The organism is Pseudomonas sp. RIT409 (genome assembly GCF_003052515.2).
Classification (GTDB): domain Bacteria; phylum Pseudomonadota; class Gammaproteobacteria; order Pseudomonadales; family Pseudomonadaceae; genus Aquipseudomonas.
In genome coordinates this window covers 159,306-175,952 of record NZ_QARE02000008.1, presented here as the reverse complement: position 1 = coordinate 175,952, position 16,647 = coordinate 159,306, and the positions used below count along the sequence as shown (strand labels likewise).

At 59.4% G+C, this 16,647-nt stretch carries 12 protein-coding genes; 8 read left to right on the top strand and 4 right to left on the bottom strand.

All coding sequences use genetic code 11. The annotated features are described in order from the left end of the window. Positions 1 to 67 precede the first annotated feature (67 nt). The 6 genes from araD1 (at position 68) to DBP26_RS12615 (ending at position 6,367) form a co-directional block, all read left to right on the top strand. The gene (gene araD1 / locus DBP26_RS12640; protein WP_108238183.1) at positions 68 to 1,060 is read left to right on the top strand and encodes an AraD1 family protein; all 993 of its coding nucleotides are present in this window, start codon (positions 68 to 70) and stop codon (positions 1,058 to 1,060) included. Between the two features lie 134 nt (positions 1,061 to 1,194). Beyond that, positions 1,195 to 2,775, top strand: coding sequence for an aldehyde dehydrogenase (NADP(+)) (locus tag DBP26_RS12635; RefSeq protein WP_108238184.1), 1,581 nt, complete (start codon positions 1,195 to 1,197; stop codon positions 2,773 to 2,775). Positions 2,776 to 2,883: 108 nt separating this feature from the next. Continuing rightward, on the top strand, positions 2,884 to 4,209 hold the full coding sequence (locus DBP26_RS12630; RefSeq protein ID WP_108238185.1) for an MFS transporter: 1,326 nt from the start codon (positions 2,884 to 2,886) through the stop codon (positions 4,207 to 4,209). Positions 4,210 to 4,281: 72 nt separating this feature from the next. Beyond that, positions 4,282 to 4,572, top strand: a complete 291-nt coding sequence (locus DBP26_RS12625; protein WP_108238186.1) for a DUF5629 family protein — start codon at positions 4,282 to 4,284, stop codon at positions 4,570 to 4,572. 257 nt (positions 4,573 to 4,829) lie between these two features. Next, positions 4,830 to 5,996, top strand: a complete 1,167-nt coding sequence (locus DBP26_RS12620) for a lactonase family protein (RefSeq protein ID WP_108238187.1) — start codon at positions 4,830 to 4,832, stop codon at positions 5,994 to 5,996. Positions 5,997 to 6,184: 188 nt separating this feature from the next. Continuing rightward, on the top strand, positions 6,185 to 6,367 hold the full coding sequence (locus tag DBP26_RS12615) for a hypothetical protein (protein WP_108238188.1): 183 nt from the start codon (positions 6,185 to 6,187) through the stop codon (positions 6,365 to 6,367). Positions 6,368 to 6,666: 299 nt separating this feature from the next. Here the strand turns inward: DBP26_RS12615 and DBP26_RS12610 are convergent, their stop codons facing one another. After that, positions 6,667 to 8,784 (bottom strand): TonB-dependent receptor, encoded by a 2,118-nt coding sequence (locus DBP26_RS12610; protein ID WP_108238189.1) that lies wholly within the window; start codon positions 8,782 to 8,784, stop codon positions 6,667 to 6,669. 150 nt (positions 8,785 to 8,934) lie between these two features. Continuing rightward, positions 8,935 to 10,854, bottom strand: a complete 1,920-nt coding sequence (locus DBP26_RS12605; RefSeq protein WP_256600485.1) for an IucA/IucC family protein — start codon at positions 10,852 to 10,854, stop codon at positions 8,935 to 8,937. Between the two features lie 342 nt (positions 10,855 to 11,196). Between DBP26_RS12605 and DBP26_RS12600 the strand changes: the two genes are divergently transcribed. Both DBP26_RS12600 and DBP26_RS12595 read left to right on the top strand, forming a co-directional pair. Next, positions 11,197 to 11,388, top strand: a complete 192-nt coding sequence (locus DBP26_RS12600) for a hypothetical protein (RefSeq protein WP_108238190.1) — start codon at positions 11,197 to 11,199, stop codon at positions 11,386 to 11,388. Beyond that, entirely contained in the window at positions 11,385 to 11,615 is a 231-nt protein-coding gene (locus DBP26_RS12595; RefSeq protein WP_108238191.1) for a hypothetical protein, read from the top strand. The genes DBP26_RS12600 and DBP26_RS12595 overlap by 4 nt, the downstream gene beginning before the upstream one ends. 103 nt (positions 11,616 to 11,718) lie before the next feature. Here DBP26_RS12595 and DBP26_RS12590 read toward each other — a convergent pair whose 3' ends face one another. Then, positions 11,719 to 15,363 (bottom strand): AAA family ATPase, encoded by a 3,645-nt coding sequence (locus tag DBP26_RS12590; protein ID WP_108238192.1) that lies wholly within the window; start codon positions 15,361 to 15,363, stop codon positions 11,719 to 11,721. Continuing rightward, positions 15,360 to 16,601: an exonuclease SbcCD subunit D C-terminal domain-containing protein gene (locus DBP26_RS12585; RefSeq protein ID WP_108238193.1), complete on the bottom strand. Its 1,242-nt coding sequence runs from the start codon at positions 16,599 to 16,601 to the stop codon at positions 15,360 to 15,362. The genes DBP26_RS12590 and DBP26_RS12585 overlap by 4 nt, the downstream gene beginning before the upstream one ends. Positions 16,602 to 16,647: the final 46 nt, after the last annotated feature.

Here is a 16,647-nt window from a genome sequence, read left to right as displayed (position 1 = left end):
CATCGGGTCGAGGCACCGCGTGTCCGCGATCACGAGGCGTGGCATAGCTCACAGAAGGAGTGTTCACATGCATTTGGTTCAATTCGAATTGGGTAATGGTCAGCGCCGTGTCGGGTTGGTGGACGGTGCGCTGGTGCGTGAAGTGCAGGGCGCGACCAGCACCCGCGACCTGGCCTTGGCAGCCATCGATAAACATATTTCCCTGGCTGAGCAGGTCGATAGCCTGGGGCTCGGTGACAGCCACGACTATTCGCAATTGCGCGCCGATTTGCGCATCCTGCCGCCGCTGGATCACCCCGATCCTGCGCACTTGCTGGTCAGCGGCACGGGCCTGACCCACTTGGGCAGCGCCTCGGCCCGGGACAAGATGCACCAACACGGCAATGACGAGTCGGCCATGACCGACACCATGCGCATCTTCAAATGGGGCATCGAAGGCGGAAAGCCTCAGGCCGGTCAGGCAGGGGTGCAACCGGAGTGGTTCTACAAAGGGGACGGCAGCATTGTCGTGCGCCCCGGCGAGGCCTTCCCGCAACCGCCGTTCTCGGAAGATGCCGGTGAGGAACCGGAACTGAGCGGCCTGTACGTGATCGGCAACGATGGCAAGCCCTACCGGCTGGGTTTTGCCATCGGCAACGAGTTCTCCGACCACATCATGGAGCGCAAGAATTACTTGTATCTGGCGCATTCGAAGCTCCGCGCCTGCTCATTCGGCCCTGAGCTGCGCGTCGGCGACTTGCCGCAGCATCTGGCAGGCACCAGCCGCATCCTGCGCGACGGCCAGGTGCTGTGGGAGAAAGAGTTCCTCAGTGGTGAGGCCAACATGTGCCACAGCCTGGAGAACCTCGAATACCACCATTTCAAATACAGCCAGTTCCTGCGCCCGGGTGACGTGCATGTGCATTTCTTCGGCACGGCGACGCTGTCCTTCGCCGACGGGGTCAAGACCCGGCCGGGAGACCACTTCGAGATCAGCCAGCGTGAGTTTGGCGCACCCCTGGTCAATGGCATCGCTGCGACCGAGGCGGTGTTTCAGCCGGGTGGAATCACACAGCTTTAAACGACAACGCCAACTCGATCGTTCCTAGGTTCGACGGGCAATGCCCTCGCGAACCCTCCGCTCCGCTCGGTGCAGGCGTCTGCAGCTTGTGCCAGGCGCTGTGGAGGAACGACCCCGCCACCGGAGTACCGTTCATGTTCCCCATCACAGGCCACAATTTCATCAATGGCGCCCGTAGCGCCGCAGGCAGCATCATCGTCTACAGCGTCGATGCCCACACCGGCGAGCATCTTCCCTATGACTTCCATCAGGCGACGGAAGCCGAAGTGGACGCCGCCGCCAGAGCCGCTGCATCGGCCTACCCGATGTACCGCGCCTTGAGCGCAGAAAAACGCGCACAGTTCCTCGATGCGATTGCCGACGAAATCGACGCGCTGGATGACGAGTTCATCGCCACCGTGTGCCGTGAAACCGCGCTGCCGACCGCTCGCATTCAAGGCGAGCGTGCCCGCGTGACCGGCCAGATGCGCCTGTTCGCCAAGGTCTTGCGCCGTGGCGATTTCTACGGCGCGCGCATCGACCTACCGCTGCCGGATCGCAAACCTGCACCTCGTCCCGATTTGCGCCAGTACCGCATCGGCCTGGGCCCCGTCGCGGTATTCGGCGCCAGCAACTTTCCGTTGGCATTTTCCACGGCGGGCGGTGACACGGCGTCGGCTTTGGCCGCCGGCTGCCCCGTGGTATTCAAGGCCCACAGCGGTCACATGGCCACCGCGGAAATCGTCGCTGGCGCGTTGGTGCGGGCCGCTGAAAGGACCGGCATGCCCAATGGCGTTTTCAACATGATCTATGGCGGTGGGGTCGGCGAGTGGCTCGTCAAGCATCCGGCCATTCAGGCAGTGGGCTTCACGGGTTCGCTCAAAGGCGGTCGGGCGCTGTGTGACATGGCCGCCGCGCGACCTCAGCCCATTCCGGTGTTCGCCGAGATGTCGAGCATCAATCCGGTGATCATCCTGCCGCAGGCGCTGGAGGCGCGCAGTGAACGCATCGCCACTGAGCTGGCCGCTTCCATCGTGCAAGGTTGCGGTCAATTCTGCACCAACCCCGGCCTGATCATCGGCGTGCGTTCGCCTGCCTTCACTGAGTTCCAGAAGCGTCTTGCCGATCAGATCAACGATCAGCCGCCCCAGACGATGCTCAACGCCGGCACTCTGGGCAGCTATACCCGAGGCCTGAAGGCGCTGCAGTCGCACGCTGGCATCGAGCAACTGGCTGGCAGTCATCAGCAGGGCGATCAAGCTCATCCGCAGTTGTTCAAAGCTGATGTGCGCCTGCTGTTGGAGGGCGATGCGTTGCTGCAGGAGGAAGTCTTCGGCCCGACGTCCATCGTTGTCGAAGTGGCCGATCAGGCCCAGCTCACCGACGCCTTGCTCGGCTTGCATGGTCAGCTCACCGCAACGTTGCTGGTCGACGGCGATGATCTGCAGCGTTTCAGCGAACTGACCGGGCTACTGGAGCAGAAGGTGGGGCGCATCCTCATCAACGGCTATCCCACCGGCGTCGAAGTGGTTGATGCCATGGTCCACGGCGGCCCGTACCCCGCCACGTCCGATGCTCGAGGCACGTCGGTCGGCACCCTGGCGATCGACCGCTACTTGCGGCCCGTGTGTTTCCAGAATTACCCCGACAGTGCGCTGCCTGATGCCCTGAAAAATGCGAACCCCCTGGGCATTCAGCGGCTGGTGGATGGCGTCAATACCACCCACGGCTGGTAATCGATCGCTCCCACGCGCCAAACGCTGCGCGTCACGTCAGACGCTGCAGCCTTGAGCGTGGGAGCGAGCAACACCGATACATCTATAAAAACAATCGAGGTGCGCCCCATGACTGCCAACGCTATCCCGCTGGAACAGGTCGACACCGATGCGCTGGAAGACCGCATCTACCGCAAGGTCAGTTGGCGCATCGTGCCGCTGTTCATCTGCTGTTTTCTCTTCGCTTACCTGGACCGGGTGAACATCAGCTTCGCCAAACTGCAGATGGCCAGTGACCTGGGGTTCAGCGAGACGGTTTACGGCTTGGGCGCCAGTCTGTTTTTCGTGGGGTACTTCCTGTTCGAAGTGCCCAGCAATGTCTTGCTGCACAAGATCGGCGCGCGAATCTGGATCGCTCGCATCATGGTGTCTTGGGGTGTCGCATCGGCGTGCATGATGTTCGTGCAGACCGAATTCTGGTTCTACACGCTGCGCTTCCTGATTGGCGTCATGGAGGCGGGCTTCGTCCCAGGGGTGCTGTATTTCTTCACACAGTGGTACCCAAGCACCCGCCGGGCGCGGGTCAATTCCTATTTCAAGAGCTCCATTTGCCTGTGTGGAATCGTGGGTGGTCCGATCGCCGGGTTGATTCTCGGTCACTTCGATGGCGTCATGGGCATGGCGGGCTGGCGCTGGTTGTTCTTGCTGGAAGGCATCCCTTCGGTGCTGCTCGGCGGGGTGGTGTTCTGGCTGGTCAAGGACCGGATCGAAGACGCCCCCTGGCTCAGCGCTCAGGAAAAGCAGGTGGTGCTGGCGCGCATGGCCAACGAATCCCGGCCTGCCACATCGCAAACGGTCAAGGACATCTGGAAGCACCCGACCACGTATGTGATGTCGGCGATCTATTTGTGCCTGGTCATGGCGCTGACAGGGCTGTTGTTCTGGATGCCACAACTGATCAAGAGCGCGGGCGTGGTGGACACGATGAACATCGGGCTGCTGACCGTCATTCCTTATCTCGGGGCGGTCATCGGCAACCTGCTGATCGGCGCCAGTTCCGACCGCCATCGCGAGCGTCGCTGGCACATGGCAGGCTGTGCCACCCTCACGGCGCTCGGCTACTTGGTCTGTGCGCTGTTTCCAGCGCAGTTGTTGCCACTGATGATCGGGATGACGCTGATCATGACCGGCATCATCGCCTGGATGCCGATCTTCTGGACCATCCCGCCGCGTTTTCTGACCGGTATCGCGGCCGCCGCTGGGATCGCGCTGATCAACTCCCTGGGCCAGCTAGGCGGCATCATTGCGCCGTTCATGGTGGGGCGGATCAAAGACCTCACTGGCACGGCCACACCGGCGTTGTTCGCACTTTTCGCCGTGAGCGTGTTGGCAATCGCCCTGATCGTCTGGGGCATACCGGCGCGCTATTACGCGAAGGAGGCCAGCGCCGAATGACGGGTCGATTGTCTGGGAGCGCGACTGACTTTTGGCCTATCATTCGCGCTTTACCCTATGCGAAGCCTTGCCATGACCACCACCCCTGAAAATCTGCGTGCGGTACTGCAACAAGCCCTGACCGCTCACGGCATGCTGGAAATCGACGGCCTCCACGCGTTCGAGTTCACCCTCGACGAAGGGCTGCAAATCGAAAGCATGGACGGCCGCGAGCGCAAGGTCTGGCGTTTTTCGCTGGCGCAGGTCGACACCGCGGAATTCGACGAGACCTTGCAAAGCTGGGTGATCAACGACGGTAACGCCGACCACCGCCTCGTGGTGCTCGAGGCGTTCTCGGCGGGGGATGACGAAGAAGACGAATGAGTACGGCTGTTCTCCACTCGCGAGTTTGGCTTGCCCAGGCCGCACTCGGACGGCCTGGCCCGCAGCGACCGGCAAGCCTGCCCATCCCCTCTGCTTGATACACCCCGGTTTCAAGGCGGCTGTGCCGCCGGCGTAAAGGACACACCTGGCCACCGCGTCTGCTCTGTGGGGGTGGCAACTACCTCCCGTGCTCCGCTGTCTTAGCCCTGACTCACGCGTGAACGCGCGCCAACACTATCAACAACGAGATAGCTCAAATGACTCCCCGACTCTTGCCCTGGCTGGTGCTTGCCAGCAGCCTTACCGCTCTTTCCGCTCAGGCTAAAACCATGACCGATTACGATGTGCTGGTCGGCGCTTATACTGCCGGTGCCAGCGAAGGTATTTACCGCTATGGCTTCAATACGCAAAGCGGGCAGCTCGATGCCTCCCCGCGCCAAGTGATCAAAAGCGAGAACCCCTCTTGGCTCACCCTCTCCAAGGACCAGCGTCATCTGTTCGCCGTCAACGAAAACGGCCCAGGCCAGACTGACGTGGTGGGCAAAGTCAGCAGCTTTTCCATTGACCCCAAAACCCACGCCGTTTCGTTCATCAATCAGATCGACAGCAAAGGCGAAGAGCCTACTCACTCCAACCTGAGCGCTGACGGGCGTTTCCTGTTCGTCGCCAACTATGCAGTCCATCCCGATCCGGGGGGTTCCCTGGCGGTAGTACCCGTGGGCAAGGACGGCAAACTGGCCCCGGTCGTTCAGACCGCCACCCACCCCGCGAGCAAGGTCAATCCCGAGCGCCAAGCGTCGTCCCATGTGCACGCGGCAGTGCCCACGCCGGATGGCAAATACCTGGTCGCGATGGACCTGGGTGCCGACAAGCTGTTCGTTTTCAACTATGACCCTCAACAGGCCCAGCCCCTCAAACCTGCCAAAATGCCCGCCGTGGAGCTGCCACCCGGGAGCGGCCCACGCCATCTGCTGTTCAGCAAAGATGGGAAACACGCTTGGCTGACCACGGAAATGAGCGCCCAAGTCGCGGTGTTCGATTATCACGACGGCGTGTTCAAACGTACGCAACTGGTGGACTTGGCCAAGCAGGACGGCCAGCAATACCGCGCTGCCGGCGGCCTGCACACATCGCCGGACGGCAGGTTTCTGTACGTGGCCAACCGGGGTGAGGTCAACGAGTTGCTGGTGTTCAGCATCGACGCCAAGAACGGGCAGTTGAAAGAGATCCAGCGCCGCTCCGTGGAAGGCAAAGAGCCTCGTGAATTCGCCTTCGACCCCAGCGGCCATTTCGTATTGATCGCCAATCAGAAAAGCAACCAGATCGTCACTGTTCGCTTCGACGCCCAAACCGGTCTTCTGGGCGAGACCGTGCAGAAAATCGACTTCGATTCACCCTCGGATTTCCGCTTTCTGACCCGCTAAGTCATTCGGAGCGACACATTGCCGCAGGCTGCAGCCCTTAAAGAACAAGGGCTGCAGCCATGTATTAATTGGCGTGATATGGGCTAGTGGCAGAAAAGATTTTTTCTGAAAGCAGCTCGGGCGTAACTTTCATTCCACGGCCACGACGGTCAAGACTTGAAACGAAACACGACACCGAGGTATGCATCATGAACTTCAATCTCTTCTCCATCATCGCCGCCTCTGCCATCTCCGCTTCTGTCGCATTGCCTGCCAGTGCCAGCGTTGAAGTTGCGGAAAAGAAAGTGGCATCGACCCAGAGCTACACCCCGAAATACCTGCAGCAAAGTGCCAACTTCTACGCCGCTCTGGATCATAAGACTCAGCAATGAATAACCCTGATCCGATGAACCCATTCCCCATCTACGATGCACACGAAACTGGGGAATGGGTTCCTGACCAACTTGGTCATCCTCGCCGGAAATAATGGATTGTCTGCACTGAAAGAACGCTTTCGCGAGCAACTTCGCCTTCAACAGGTTGACGCGACCCACTGACCACTGCGTGTCAGGCCATGTGTCAAATGTGGGCGAGCTTGCTCGCGAAAGCGTTGAATTCCCTCCCTTTGGTCCCCGTCAGCTGACTAAGCGACGGGGATTTTTTTATGCGCAAAAAAGACAGAGTGGGTAGCTTAGAAGTCCAGTGCGTAACTAACGCCCAATGTCCGGCCTTGGGCGTGTGCGTAAGGCGCACGTGACGTTGCCTGACTGAACAGTGAATAGTATTGGCGATTACACAGGTTGTAGATTCCGCCCTCCAGCCGTCCCACCGACAAAGACGTCGACCCCATCAGATCGAAGACTGTATAGCCGCTGATTTTGCGCCCGTTGTTGTCTTTCGAGGCGGCGTCATAGTTGCCGAGGTGAAGGGCTTGGAGCCGAACCGAATAACGATCAGGTGCATATTCGGCAAAGACTGTGGTTTTGGCGGGTGATACGCGTGTCGCGGGCAGGTCGACCCATTTCCCGGTTTGGCGCGTTTCTCCCTTCGTCCACGCGTAAGTTCCACCGGTCATCAATGCGTCAGTCAATCGATGCTGCAGATCGACTTCAAATCCTCGCACCCGTTCTTTCTGATTGATCAGACGCAACGCCCGGGTTTGTGCGTCGTAGAACTGCGTGACGTCAGAGGTGTTCTCATACACGGTGATCTGACTTTGCCATCTGTCTACCGTTGCGCGCCAGCCCAATTCATGGCTATTGACCTTCAACGCCTGTGCGTTGAGTTGGCTGATGTCATACGTACTGCTGACTTCACGCAAGTAACGTTGGATATCGGGCAGTGAGAAGCCTTGGCTGAAATTGGCGAAGACTTCCTGTGTCTCGTCCAACCGATACACCGCACCCGCGTTGTAAAGTGTGGCGTCGTATTTAAGGGTCTCGCCGGGCAGCGTCGACCAGCGCCCGGTTCGTACAATTTCGCCATAAGCGATGCTGTCACTGACATCACTTTCAATCCAGGTTCTGCGTACCCCGCTGCGCAGCGTCCAATCGCCCAGTTCATAGGACGCTTGGGCAAATATTGCCTGGGTAGTGGTGATGAGGTCAGGCCCCAACTCATACGTGGTGCCGGTCTTACGATAGGTCAGCCCATCGATCATGTACTGGTCAGCACGCTGGCGGGAGCGTTCGTGGTCATAATCAGCCCCCCACACAACCCGACCTGTGGCGCGTCCAATGTCAGGGAGAGCAGATTGGATCGCAGCGCGTAAGCCGTACACATCCTGCACGCTGTTGTTATCGGAGAAACCTGCCTTACCCCGACGAACGGCAGGAAAAAAGAGTGCATCGCTACGCCGCCAGTAACCTTCCATTTGCAGGTCCTGCGCAAAAAATTCGTTGTCGGTGTAGCTCAGATTGATGGCCTGTTTGTGCGTATAAGGCTGATCCTCCAAATCGAGGCCCTTGACTGCTACGGCTTCACTCAGGTTTTTCGGATCCTTGATGTAGCGGGTATGTTGTTGGTCCTTATAGTCTTGCAACCCCAACTTGAGTGCGCGTGTGGCGTCGAGTGCATAACCGAATCGGGCCAGTAGGTCATACGTTTTGGTGTCCATGTTGCTGCCCTGCGACGTGTCCTGCGCAATACGTTTACCGTTGCCATCGAATTGATCGTTGCGCTGGCTAAGTGCTGCCGAAAAATATCCGTCCCACGCACCTGATTGCCCCGTGGCGCTTTGGAAGACGTCATAAGACACCCCTCCAGAGCGAAGCGTGTTCCCGGTCGCTACGCCGACTTTGCTGCTGAATCCGAGCGCTTCTCCGTTGTTGCGTTTGGTGATGATGTTGATGGTCCCCCCTGATGCTCCCGCGCCATTAATGCTGCTGGCGCCTGAAACCACCTCGATACGCTCGATGCTGTCGGCAGCGATGCTGTTCAACTGCCGGTAATTGTCCCTGGTCGATTGCTGTGATACCCCGTCAATCAGTACCAGTAGGCCACGCCCTCGCAGTGACTGGCTGAAGTTGCTCATGCCTCCTGTCCCAGGGGCAAGTCCCGGTACCAATTGTCCGATGATGTCCGACACCCTCCGCCCGGCCATGCTTTGCTGGCGAATCTGCTCGGCATGGATGACCTGCACAGAACCTGGGATCGACGCGATATTTTCCCGGGCTCGCGTCGCAGACACGACCACTTCAGAAAGATTGATCGCGCCGGGCGTTTGGGTGTTTTCGCTTCGTTCGGCCGCTAACGGGAGAGTGACGTAACCGAACAGAGGCAGAAGAAAGGTGAATGTGTGTTTTGTCATTGTGGGATGTCGCCGACTGGTATTGGGCTGGACGGGAACACGGGAGCGTGGGTTTAACGAATGGCGCGGACGATCATCGATAAGTGTCCGACACGATCTCCCGATTGGCCCCATGAGGGTGTAAAGAGCATCGCGGGCATCCCGCTTGGCTCAAACCGCATGAAGGTCATGGTTCAATGGGTTTTTCAGACGCCCTGTGATGTCGGTACGGCTGTCAACCAGACGCATTCGAAGGAGTGATTTCGCGGGCCAGTCGTGAATCAGCAAAGCAGCCCTTTCGGTTTGCCAACGTTGAGGTTCCGCTCGCTCCCTTAAATCGTCGAAGCAGCAGTTGACGTGAGCACTGAGGACCTCCCACAGATCCGATTCAGCGACCGCCCAATGCTGGGCAATCAGTAGAAGCAGTTCGCCGAAGTGGCACATGAAAGCGGCGTGCAGCAGTTTGTCTCTAACGATGCTGGCGTCGTCATACAGTGTCATTTCCGAGTCTTCCAGTTGCAGATCGAACCCACGCTGATGCAGGGTTGTTTTATCGATCCGAATGTCACCGAAATCACGCAGCAACAGGCGAGAGGGATGCCCGTCCGCTCCCATGATCATGAGGCTGTTTTGCTGGTGGGCTTCAAAGGCGACGCCGTACAGCACATACATTCCGAGAATTCCTGGTAAGGCGGCGTACAGGTAACAGTCCAGGAACTGCAAGACGGCCTGCGTGGTATCAGTGCCTTCGGATAACGACACCCAGTGACGTAGGAGTGGTTGATGCTCGTGGTCCATGGCGAACAGACTGCCAACAGGAATCGCGATTTCTCCCGGCTCAAGGGAGTCGCTCAGGTTTGCCCGGTAAAGCGCAGACAGGTGGCGTGCGCGGTCGTCAGAAACGCCAGGCGCGCGGAAATGCAAGCCAGTGTGTTCAGCGACTATCGTCAGTTTCTTCTGAAGGCCAGGCTCGCTCTTCAATATCTTCATCAACAGAGCCGATACCCTCGGCCCCATGCATGCAGACCTTGGTGAGACCGTACGTTGAGCACTGGTCAGGCCCAGACCTACAGGTAGTTTGACCATCGGGGCGGGGGCGCTGGCTTCGGGTAAAACCGTACGAAAGGACATCGTGGGGTGTGCGATGAATGCGGTTATCCGGGTGACGATTAATAGTTGATCTCGGATTTCAGCGGCAAAGAGTTTGGGTAATGTCTTCTCGGCCTGCCATGGGTGGACAGGCAAGGCGATGTAGTCGTGAGCGTTCAACGCCATCGCTTCAAGCTGTCTGCCCAGTTCATGCATGGGTCCGGGGAGCCAGCGCATCAGCTCGGATGAGTAGTCCGGGAAATCAGGGAGTGATTCGATATGCATGAAGTCTCTGTGTACGGCGTACAGCAAGACATTGAAGCTCGATTCGAACTCCGGCGAGTAATCAATGACTTCTGAGGTTGCTAACCCCAATTTGGTTTTACAGTTGGGATGCCATGGATGTCCCGTTGTCCCCCACTGCTCCAGAAGCAGGCTGACATTGATGGCGTTTTCTCTTCTCAGCCCGGCTAAGAACGAGCGGGTGTTATTTTTGATGTAGGCATTTTTAAGACGTGTACTCCAGGCATCATGAAAGGCAATACATAGGGTGTCATTCATGAAGCTGTTATCGATTTCCTCTGAAAGCCGAACAAGAGAATTAATGTTTGTGGAGAGGGTCAGCGCAGGTAGAAGCAAGTCAAGGAGTTGCGCAGGGAGGTAAACACGCGCGACAGGTTGGTCGTATGGGTGGCTATATATGCCACCCGTCAGCGACCACGCATTCATCCGGTGTTGGATGAGGCCATCGAATACCAAATGGTGTGTAGGGCTCAACGCTAAGCGATAGCCGTGGGGGATTCTCTCTAGTGAGTCCGAACTTAATATGCCCTCTCTCAATAGTGCTTGTAACAGTCTCTGCAAGCTTCGTTGCGATGAGGTATGAGCGGCGTGATTCAGTCGCGGTGCATCAATATCGTATTTTTTGAAAGAGGGATGATCTATGGCTATCCCCCATTGAGTGAGGATTGTGTCGGGAATTGAAAAAGGCGCTGCGATCACATTCGAATCCTTGGTAATTCATCATCACACCCTCTTCAGCAGGGAATGATGATAATGATTATTATTGGCTCTAGCGAGAGGGGCGCAATTTAATTGGTTAGGAAGTTGTCGTCTGTCGGAGAGGTGCCATAGATATCGAAGGAAGCTTCTGATAGGCCGTGTGAAGGCAAGGGAATGGATTTCCTAAGCCATCATTCGCAGCGTAAGAGCCGCTCTATTGGCTGGATTTACTTCGTTAATAATCAACTTGGTTGATCTTTTGAATCGTTCCTTATCGTTTTTCAATATCACGCGCGCCGGGCATTCTTGCCGCCAGAAAAGAAACATCCTGGAGCTGCTGTCATGGCCACTGCCATTCTTCATTCACTTAAACAGGGCGCTTATACCGCCATCGCTTTGTATGTCGTTTTCATCGCAGTGGTCACTGTCGTCAGTCTGAATCCACACTTAGGCGAACCTTCATCGGTGGCCGCGCAGTCGTCTGTCGTTGCACTGGACCGTGCAGCCGATCAGGCGAAGGGGCGTGCATCGTGAGAGGCGCCAACTTTTGGGTCATTGTGTTTTTCGCCCTCATCAACAACGGGTGCTCGTTGCTGGGCCATGGCGAGGGATCGGTCGGCGGTGTGGCTCGGAGCATGGAGTTCAAGACGGAGGTCGCGCAGGACATCGAGATGCTGCGGGCCCAGCGATTGACCGCAGGCCATCCACCGCCCAAACAGGGTGAGCTGTTTTCGACGATCTTCCAGTGGTCGGTGGCCTAGCGATTCATCCAGGCCACGCGTCTGGCCGAAGTGCGTGCGTGCCCGCGATCGTGATCGTCCTCAAGCAGGGCCTGGGGACGATAATCGCGCGAGCACATGGCCGTCACGAAGTGACTTCTAGCGTACTGAGCCCATTGCCTTGGCGACGGACCTGAATCTGCACCGGGATGCGTTCGTGCATTTCCTGGACGTGAGAAATGACGCCGACTTTGCGGCCTTGAGCCTGCAATCCGTCGAGGGCGTCCATGGCCAGTTGCAGCGATTCAGGGTCGAGGCTGCCAAAGCCCTCGTCGATGAACAGCGATTCGATCCTCAGCGTGCTCGATGCCATGGAGGCCAGACCCAAGGCCAGCGCCAGTGACACCAGGAACGTCTCCCCGCCTGACAGGGAGTGGACCGAGCGCAGCTCGTCGCCCATTTCGGTGTCCATCACCAACAAGCCCAGCAGGCTGCCGCCGCGTTTAAGGCGATAGCGACGCACTAGTTGCTTGAGTTGGGCATTGGCGTGGTGCACCAGCAAATCCAGGTTGTACGCCTGAGCGATTTTGCGGAAGGTGTCACCGTTGGCCGAGCCGACCAATGCGCTGATGCGACCCCAACGCTGGTATTCGGACGCAGCGGCAGCGATCCGCGCCTGCAGCTCGCGGCTGGCGTCGCGGCGGCGATCATCCTCGCTGAGCTGCGCGCGCAGGTCGGCGCAGGATTGGTCATGGATCGCTGTTTTCGATTGAGCTTCCTCCACGGCTTCCAACAGTTGCCTGGCATCGCTGAGGTCGCTGTGTTGCGCCTGATGCTGCTGGACCTGCGTCTCGCGCTCTTGCACCAGAACCTTCGCCTGTTCCAGTGCCTTTTCGCTCTGTTGCAACCGCTGACGGAGCTGGGTGACACCGTCGTCGCTCAGGCTCAGCAGCACGTCCAGCGCCGCGTCGTCCTGTTCACCGTGCTCATCGCGCCAGGCCGTGATCTGGCTGTCGAGATCGGCGACTTCCTGTTCGAGCACGCGCTGGCGCTGTTGTTCGCCTTCCAGCTCAGCGGTCAGTTTGATCAAGCCGCTGCGGGCGTGTTTTAAGGCTTCAGCGGTATTCGTCTGAGCTTGGCGCGCTGATTCGACGGCTTGTTCCAGATGCTGTTGCCATTGCTCGGCACTGGCGTGTCCGCCCAAGAGGCCCTGCAAGCGTTGCTGCACCGACTGCTGATGCTGTTGGCGCTGTTCGACACGCTTTTGCAGGTCTTGATACTGCTGCTGACGACCTTCTTGGGCAAATCGCTCACGCTCGAGGTGCTGCGCCCGCGCAGCATGTTCCTGCTGCTCGTCCTTCTGTTGATCGAGGTGCTGAATGCGTTGAGCGATGGCGGTGTCCAGTTGCACGAAGCTTTCGGTGGCCGAGGCGCGCCACGCCGTCAGGCTTTCGCTCGGCAGCAAGGGCTCGAACTCCTGCAGCGCTGTTTCGAACGCCAGGTTGTCCTGGGAAATGCTGCGCTGTTGATCCTCCAACAGTTTCATCGCCTGTTGACTGGCTTCCCGGGCGTCCTGGACTTGCTGCTGAAGGGCTTCGGCGTCGCGCTGCACTTTCAACAGTCGGGCCTGGCGTTGCTCGGCGCTGAGCACCTCTTGGGCCAATTGGTGCAGACGCTCGCTCAGCCAATCGCTGCGCAGGTGTTCGGGTTGCTCAAGCAGGCGGGGATACAGAGGATGGGCTTGCAGCTCCGGCGTCAGCTTCTGCAGTTGCTCGTCGAGTTGGTCCAGCTGCGGTTTGGACTGTTTGAGCTGAAGGTTCAGTTCGCCCACTTCGGCACGCAGTTCGGCGAGTTGTTCGCTCAGCCGACTGACCTTCTGACGAGCCATGGCTTCTTCGTTTTCATCGTGGCCGGACAACGCCTGCAGCAGGGCATCGGACTGGTGGTACGGGTGTTCTTCGCTGCCGCAGACAGGGCAGGGCTGGTGATCCACCAGTTGCTCGCGCAATTGCTCGACGCTGGCGCTGAGAGCCAGACGCTGACGTTGCAGCAACTCCACGGTGGTCTTGAGCGCCTGCTCGGCGGCGTCGTGTTCGCTTTTGAGCTGCAAACCTTTGGCAATGCCTTGGGCGCGACGCTCGGTGGCCCGTTGTTGCTGGCTCTGCACTGTACTCAAACGTTCGGCGATGTCCTGATGCCGCTGCCACAAGCGCTCCAATGCGTCACTGGCGCTGTGCTGCTGACGGTTGTCCTGCAACAGTTGCCCGAGCCGCTCAATCTCTTGACTCACTGCGTCGGCTTTGACTTCGGCGTCGTCATACAACGCCTGCAAGGCGGTGCGACGCTCGCTCAACGCCTGCTCGGCGAGGGTAGAGGCCTGCTCCAGCGCAGGCAGCTCGTCGCGGCCCTTATTCAGCCGCGCGCTGACCAGCACGACCTGTTGCAGGCGAGGGCGGTAGGCGACCCACGACTGACTCAGGGCGTCCAGCGCCGCGCTGTTTTCCAAGTGCTCGGCAATGGTGTGCAGGCGCGCTTCGACGTGTTGCTGCTTCTCGTTCAACTGGTCGAGCGCGGCCTGCCCGTCCTGGCTTGCCTGACCGGCAACCCGGGCCTGTTCACTGAGGTGATGCAGTTCGTCGTTCAGGTGATTGAGCTGAACCTGTTGCTCGAACGCTTCGTTCAGCGCCGGTCTGGCGGCGTGTTGCTGTTCCTGTGCCTGTTGCAACGCAAGCTGGTCGGCGGCGCTGCGCGTCTCCAGATCCGAGAGCGTGGCTTGGGCGCTTGAGTGCGCTTGAAGGTGCTCTCGAACCTGTGAGGCGAGCGTTGTCAACTGAAGGTCGAGCTTCTGACGTTGGCCGAACAAGTGCCGTTGGGGCGCGAGCCGTTCCAGCCGGGTCAGTTGCTGGCGTTCATCGCTCAGGCCTTCCCAGGTTTGTTGCGCGCGAGTGAGCTGTTCGTTGGCGGCCAGATGACCGTCACGTAGACGGTTCAATTCGCTGAGCCATTGTTGTTTCAGCTCCAGTTGCCGTAACTGCGCCTGAGCCAGCTTCAACTGTTGCTGCGCGTCGTTGAAACGGCCTTCCAGCACGGTGCGCTGCTCCGCGTCCAGAGGAGCGAGATTGCCTGCCTGGGCATTGAGGGCTTTCAGCGCCTCTTCGGCTTCCTTGCTCTTGCTGTAGGCGCGTCGCCCTAAATGGCTGTAGATCGCCGTGTCCGTCAGCTTTTCCAGCAGTTCACTGCGCTCACGGTCGTCGGCCTTGAGGAAGGCACTGAATTCGCTTTGGGCCAGCATCACAGCGCGGGTGAACTGTTCGAAGTTCAGGCCCAGTCGGGCTTCGAGCAAGGTTTTGTATTCGGTTTTGTTCTGGCTGCTGAGGATCTGATCGCTGTCCAGATCGGTCAGGGTTTGGCGGCTCTGTTGCAGCTTTTTCGTCGCATTGTCGCGGGCGCGGTTGGTTTCCCAGCGCGCGCGGTAACGGCGCTTGTCGATGCCGACGAAGTCCACCTCGGCGTAACCGCTGCCGGTGCCGCGACGCAGCAGGTTGCGCGGGTCGGCCGTGCTGATGTCACCGTCGATTTCCGGCACGCGCGACTGGCCGATATCGTTCAGCCGCGGAATCGCCCCGAACAACGCCAGGCACAAGGCGTCGAGCAGGGTGCTCTTGCCCGCGCCGGTCGGGCCGGTGATGGCGAACAAACCGGCGCTGGCCAGTGGCTCGGCGGTGAAGTCCAGTTCGAAAGGGCCGGCCAGAGAGGCCAGGTTTTTCAGGCGAATGGCGAGGATCTTCATGGCTGCTCACCCTCGAGCTGCACGTCCTGCAGCAGGGTGGCGAAGTCCTGCAAGGTCTGCTCATCCACCTCCGTCCCGTAGCTGTCGAGCCAGGCGCGACTGAACAGTTCTTGCGGCGTGAGCTGGTTCAATTCGATCAAGTCGCGCGCGTCTTCGTCGGGGCGAGGGCCTTTCCCCGCGTATTCGGCGGCGATCCGCACCAGCCGCACGGCCTTGTTTTCCAGGGCGGCTTCGATCTGATTGCGCAGGTCCGGCTGCGGCTCATCCAGCTTGACCCGTACCTCCAGCCATGGCTGGCGGTCAACGTCGGCCAGTAGGTCGATATCCGGCAAGTCCTTGAGCTGCAGCAACAGTTCCGCCAGGGGCGCGGGCCCGACCCGTTGCAGATTGACTGCCCGAGGGATCAGCATGGGTTGGACGCTGACCAGTTTTTCGCCCTCGCACTCGATTTCCAGGATCTGGTGCTGGTAGCCAATTTCCGAGAATGACAATGGAATCGGCGAGCCGCTGTAGCGAATGCGATTCTCGCCGTTGACCTTCTGCGGTTTGTGCAGGTGCCCCAGCGCGACATAGGTGATGGCGTCGCCGAACAAGCTGGCGGGCAAGGCTTCGGCGTTGCCGATGATCAGGCTGCGCTCGGAGTCCTCTGAAACGGAGCCGCCTGCCATGTGCGCGTGACTGATGGCGATCAGCGGCTGGCCTTTCTTGCGTTTCTGCTGAGCGGCAGCGATGAGCTTCTCATGCACCTGGCCGATGCCGTGCAAGTAGTTGTCGCCCAAGGCCGGGCCGGTCACTTCCGCCGGGCGCAGGAACGGCAGCGCCAGGCACCAGCCCAGCACCTTGCCCTTGGGGTTGGTGAGCGGCAACAGCAGGCGTTCTACGTCAAGCACCCCGTCGTCGAGCCACAGCACGCGGCCTAGCGCGTGGGTGCGCAGGCGGCGCATCAGCGGGGCGGGCAGCTCGATGCGTGAGCCGGAGTCGTGGTTGCCCGCGATCATGACGATGGTCAACTGCGGGTTGCGCTCATGGGCGCTGACGATGAAGTCGTACAGGCGCTCCTGGGCTTTGACCGGCGGGTTGACCGTATCGAAGATGTCGCCCGCGATCAGCAGCACATCAGGCGTACGCTCGCCCAGACGGGCCAGCAGCCATTTCAGGAAACACTCATGTTCGAAGTCCCGCTCCTGGCCATGGAGGTTCTGGCCCAGATGCCAGTCGGAGGTGTGGAACAGACGCATTGATTTACCTTGGTTCTTTGGGGGCGCGCGACCGCACCGGCGGGCT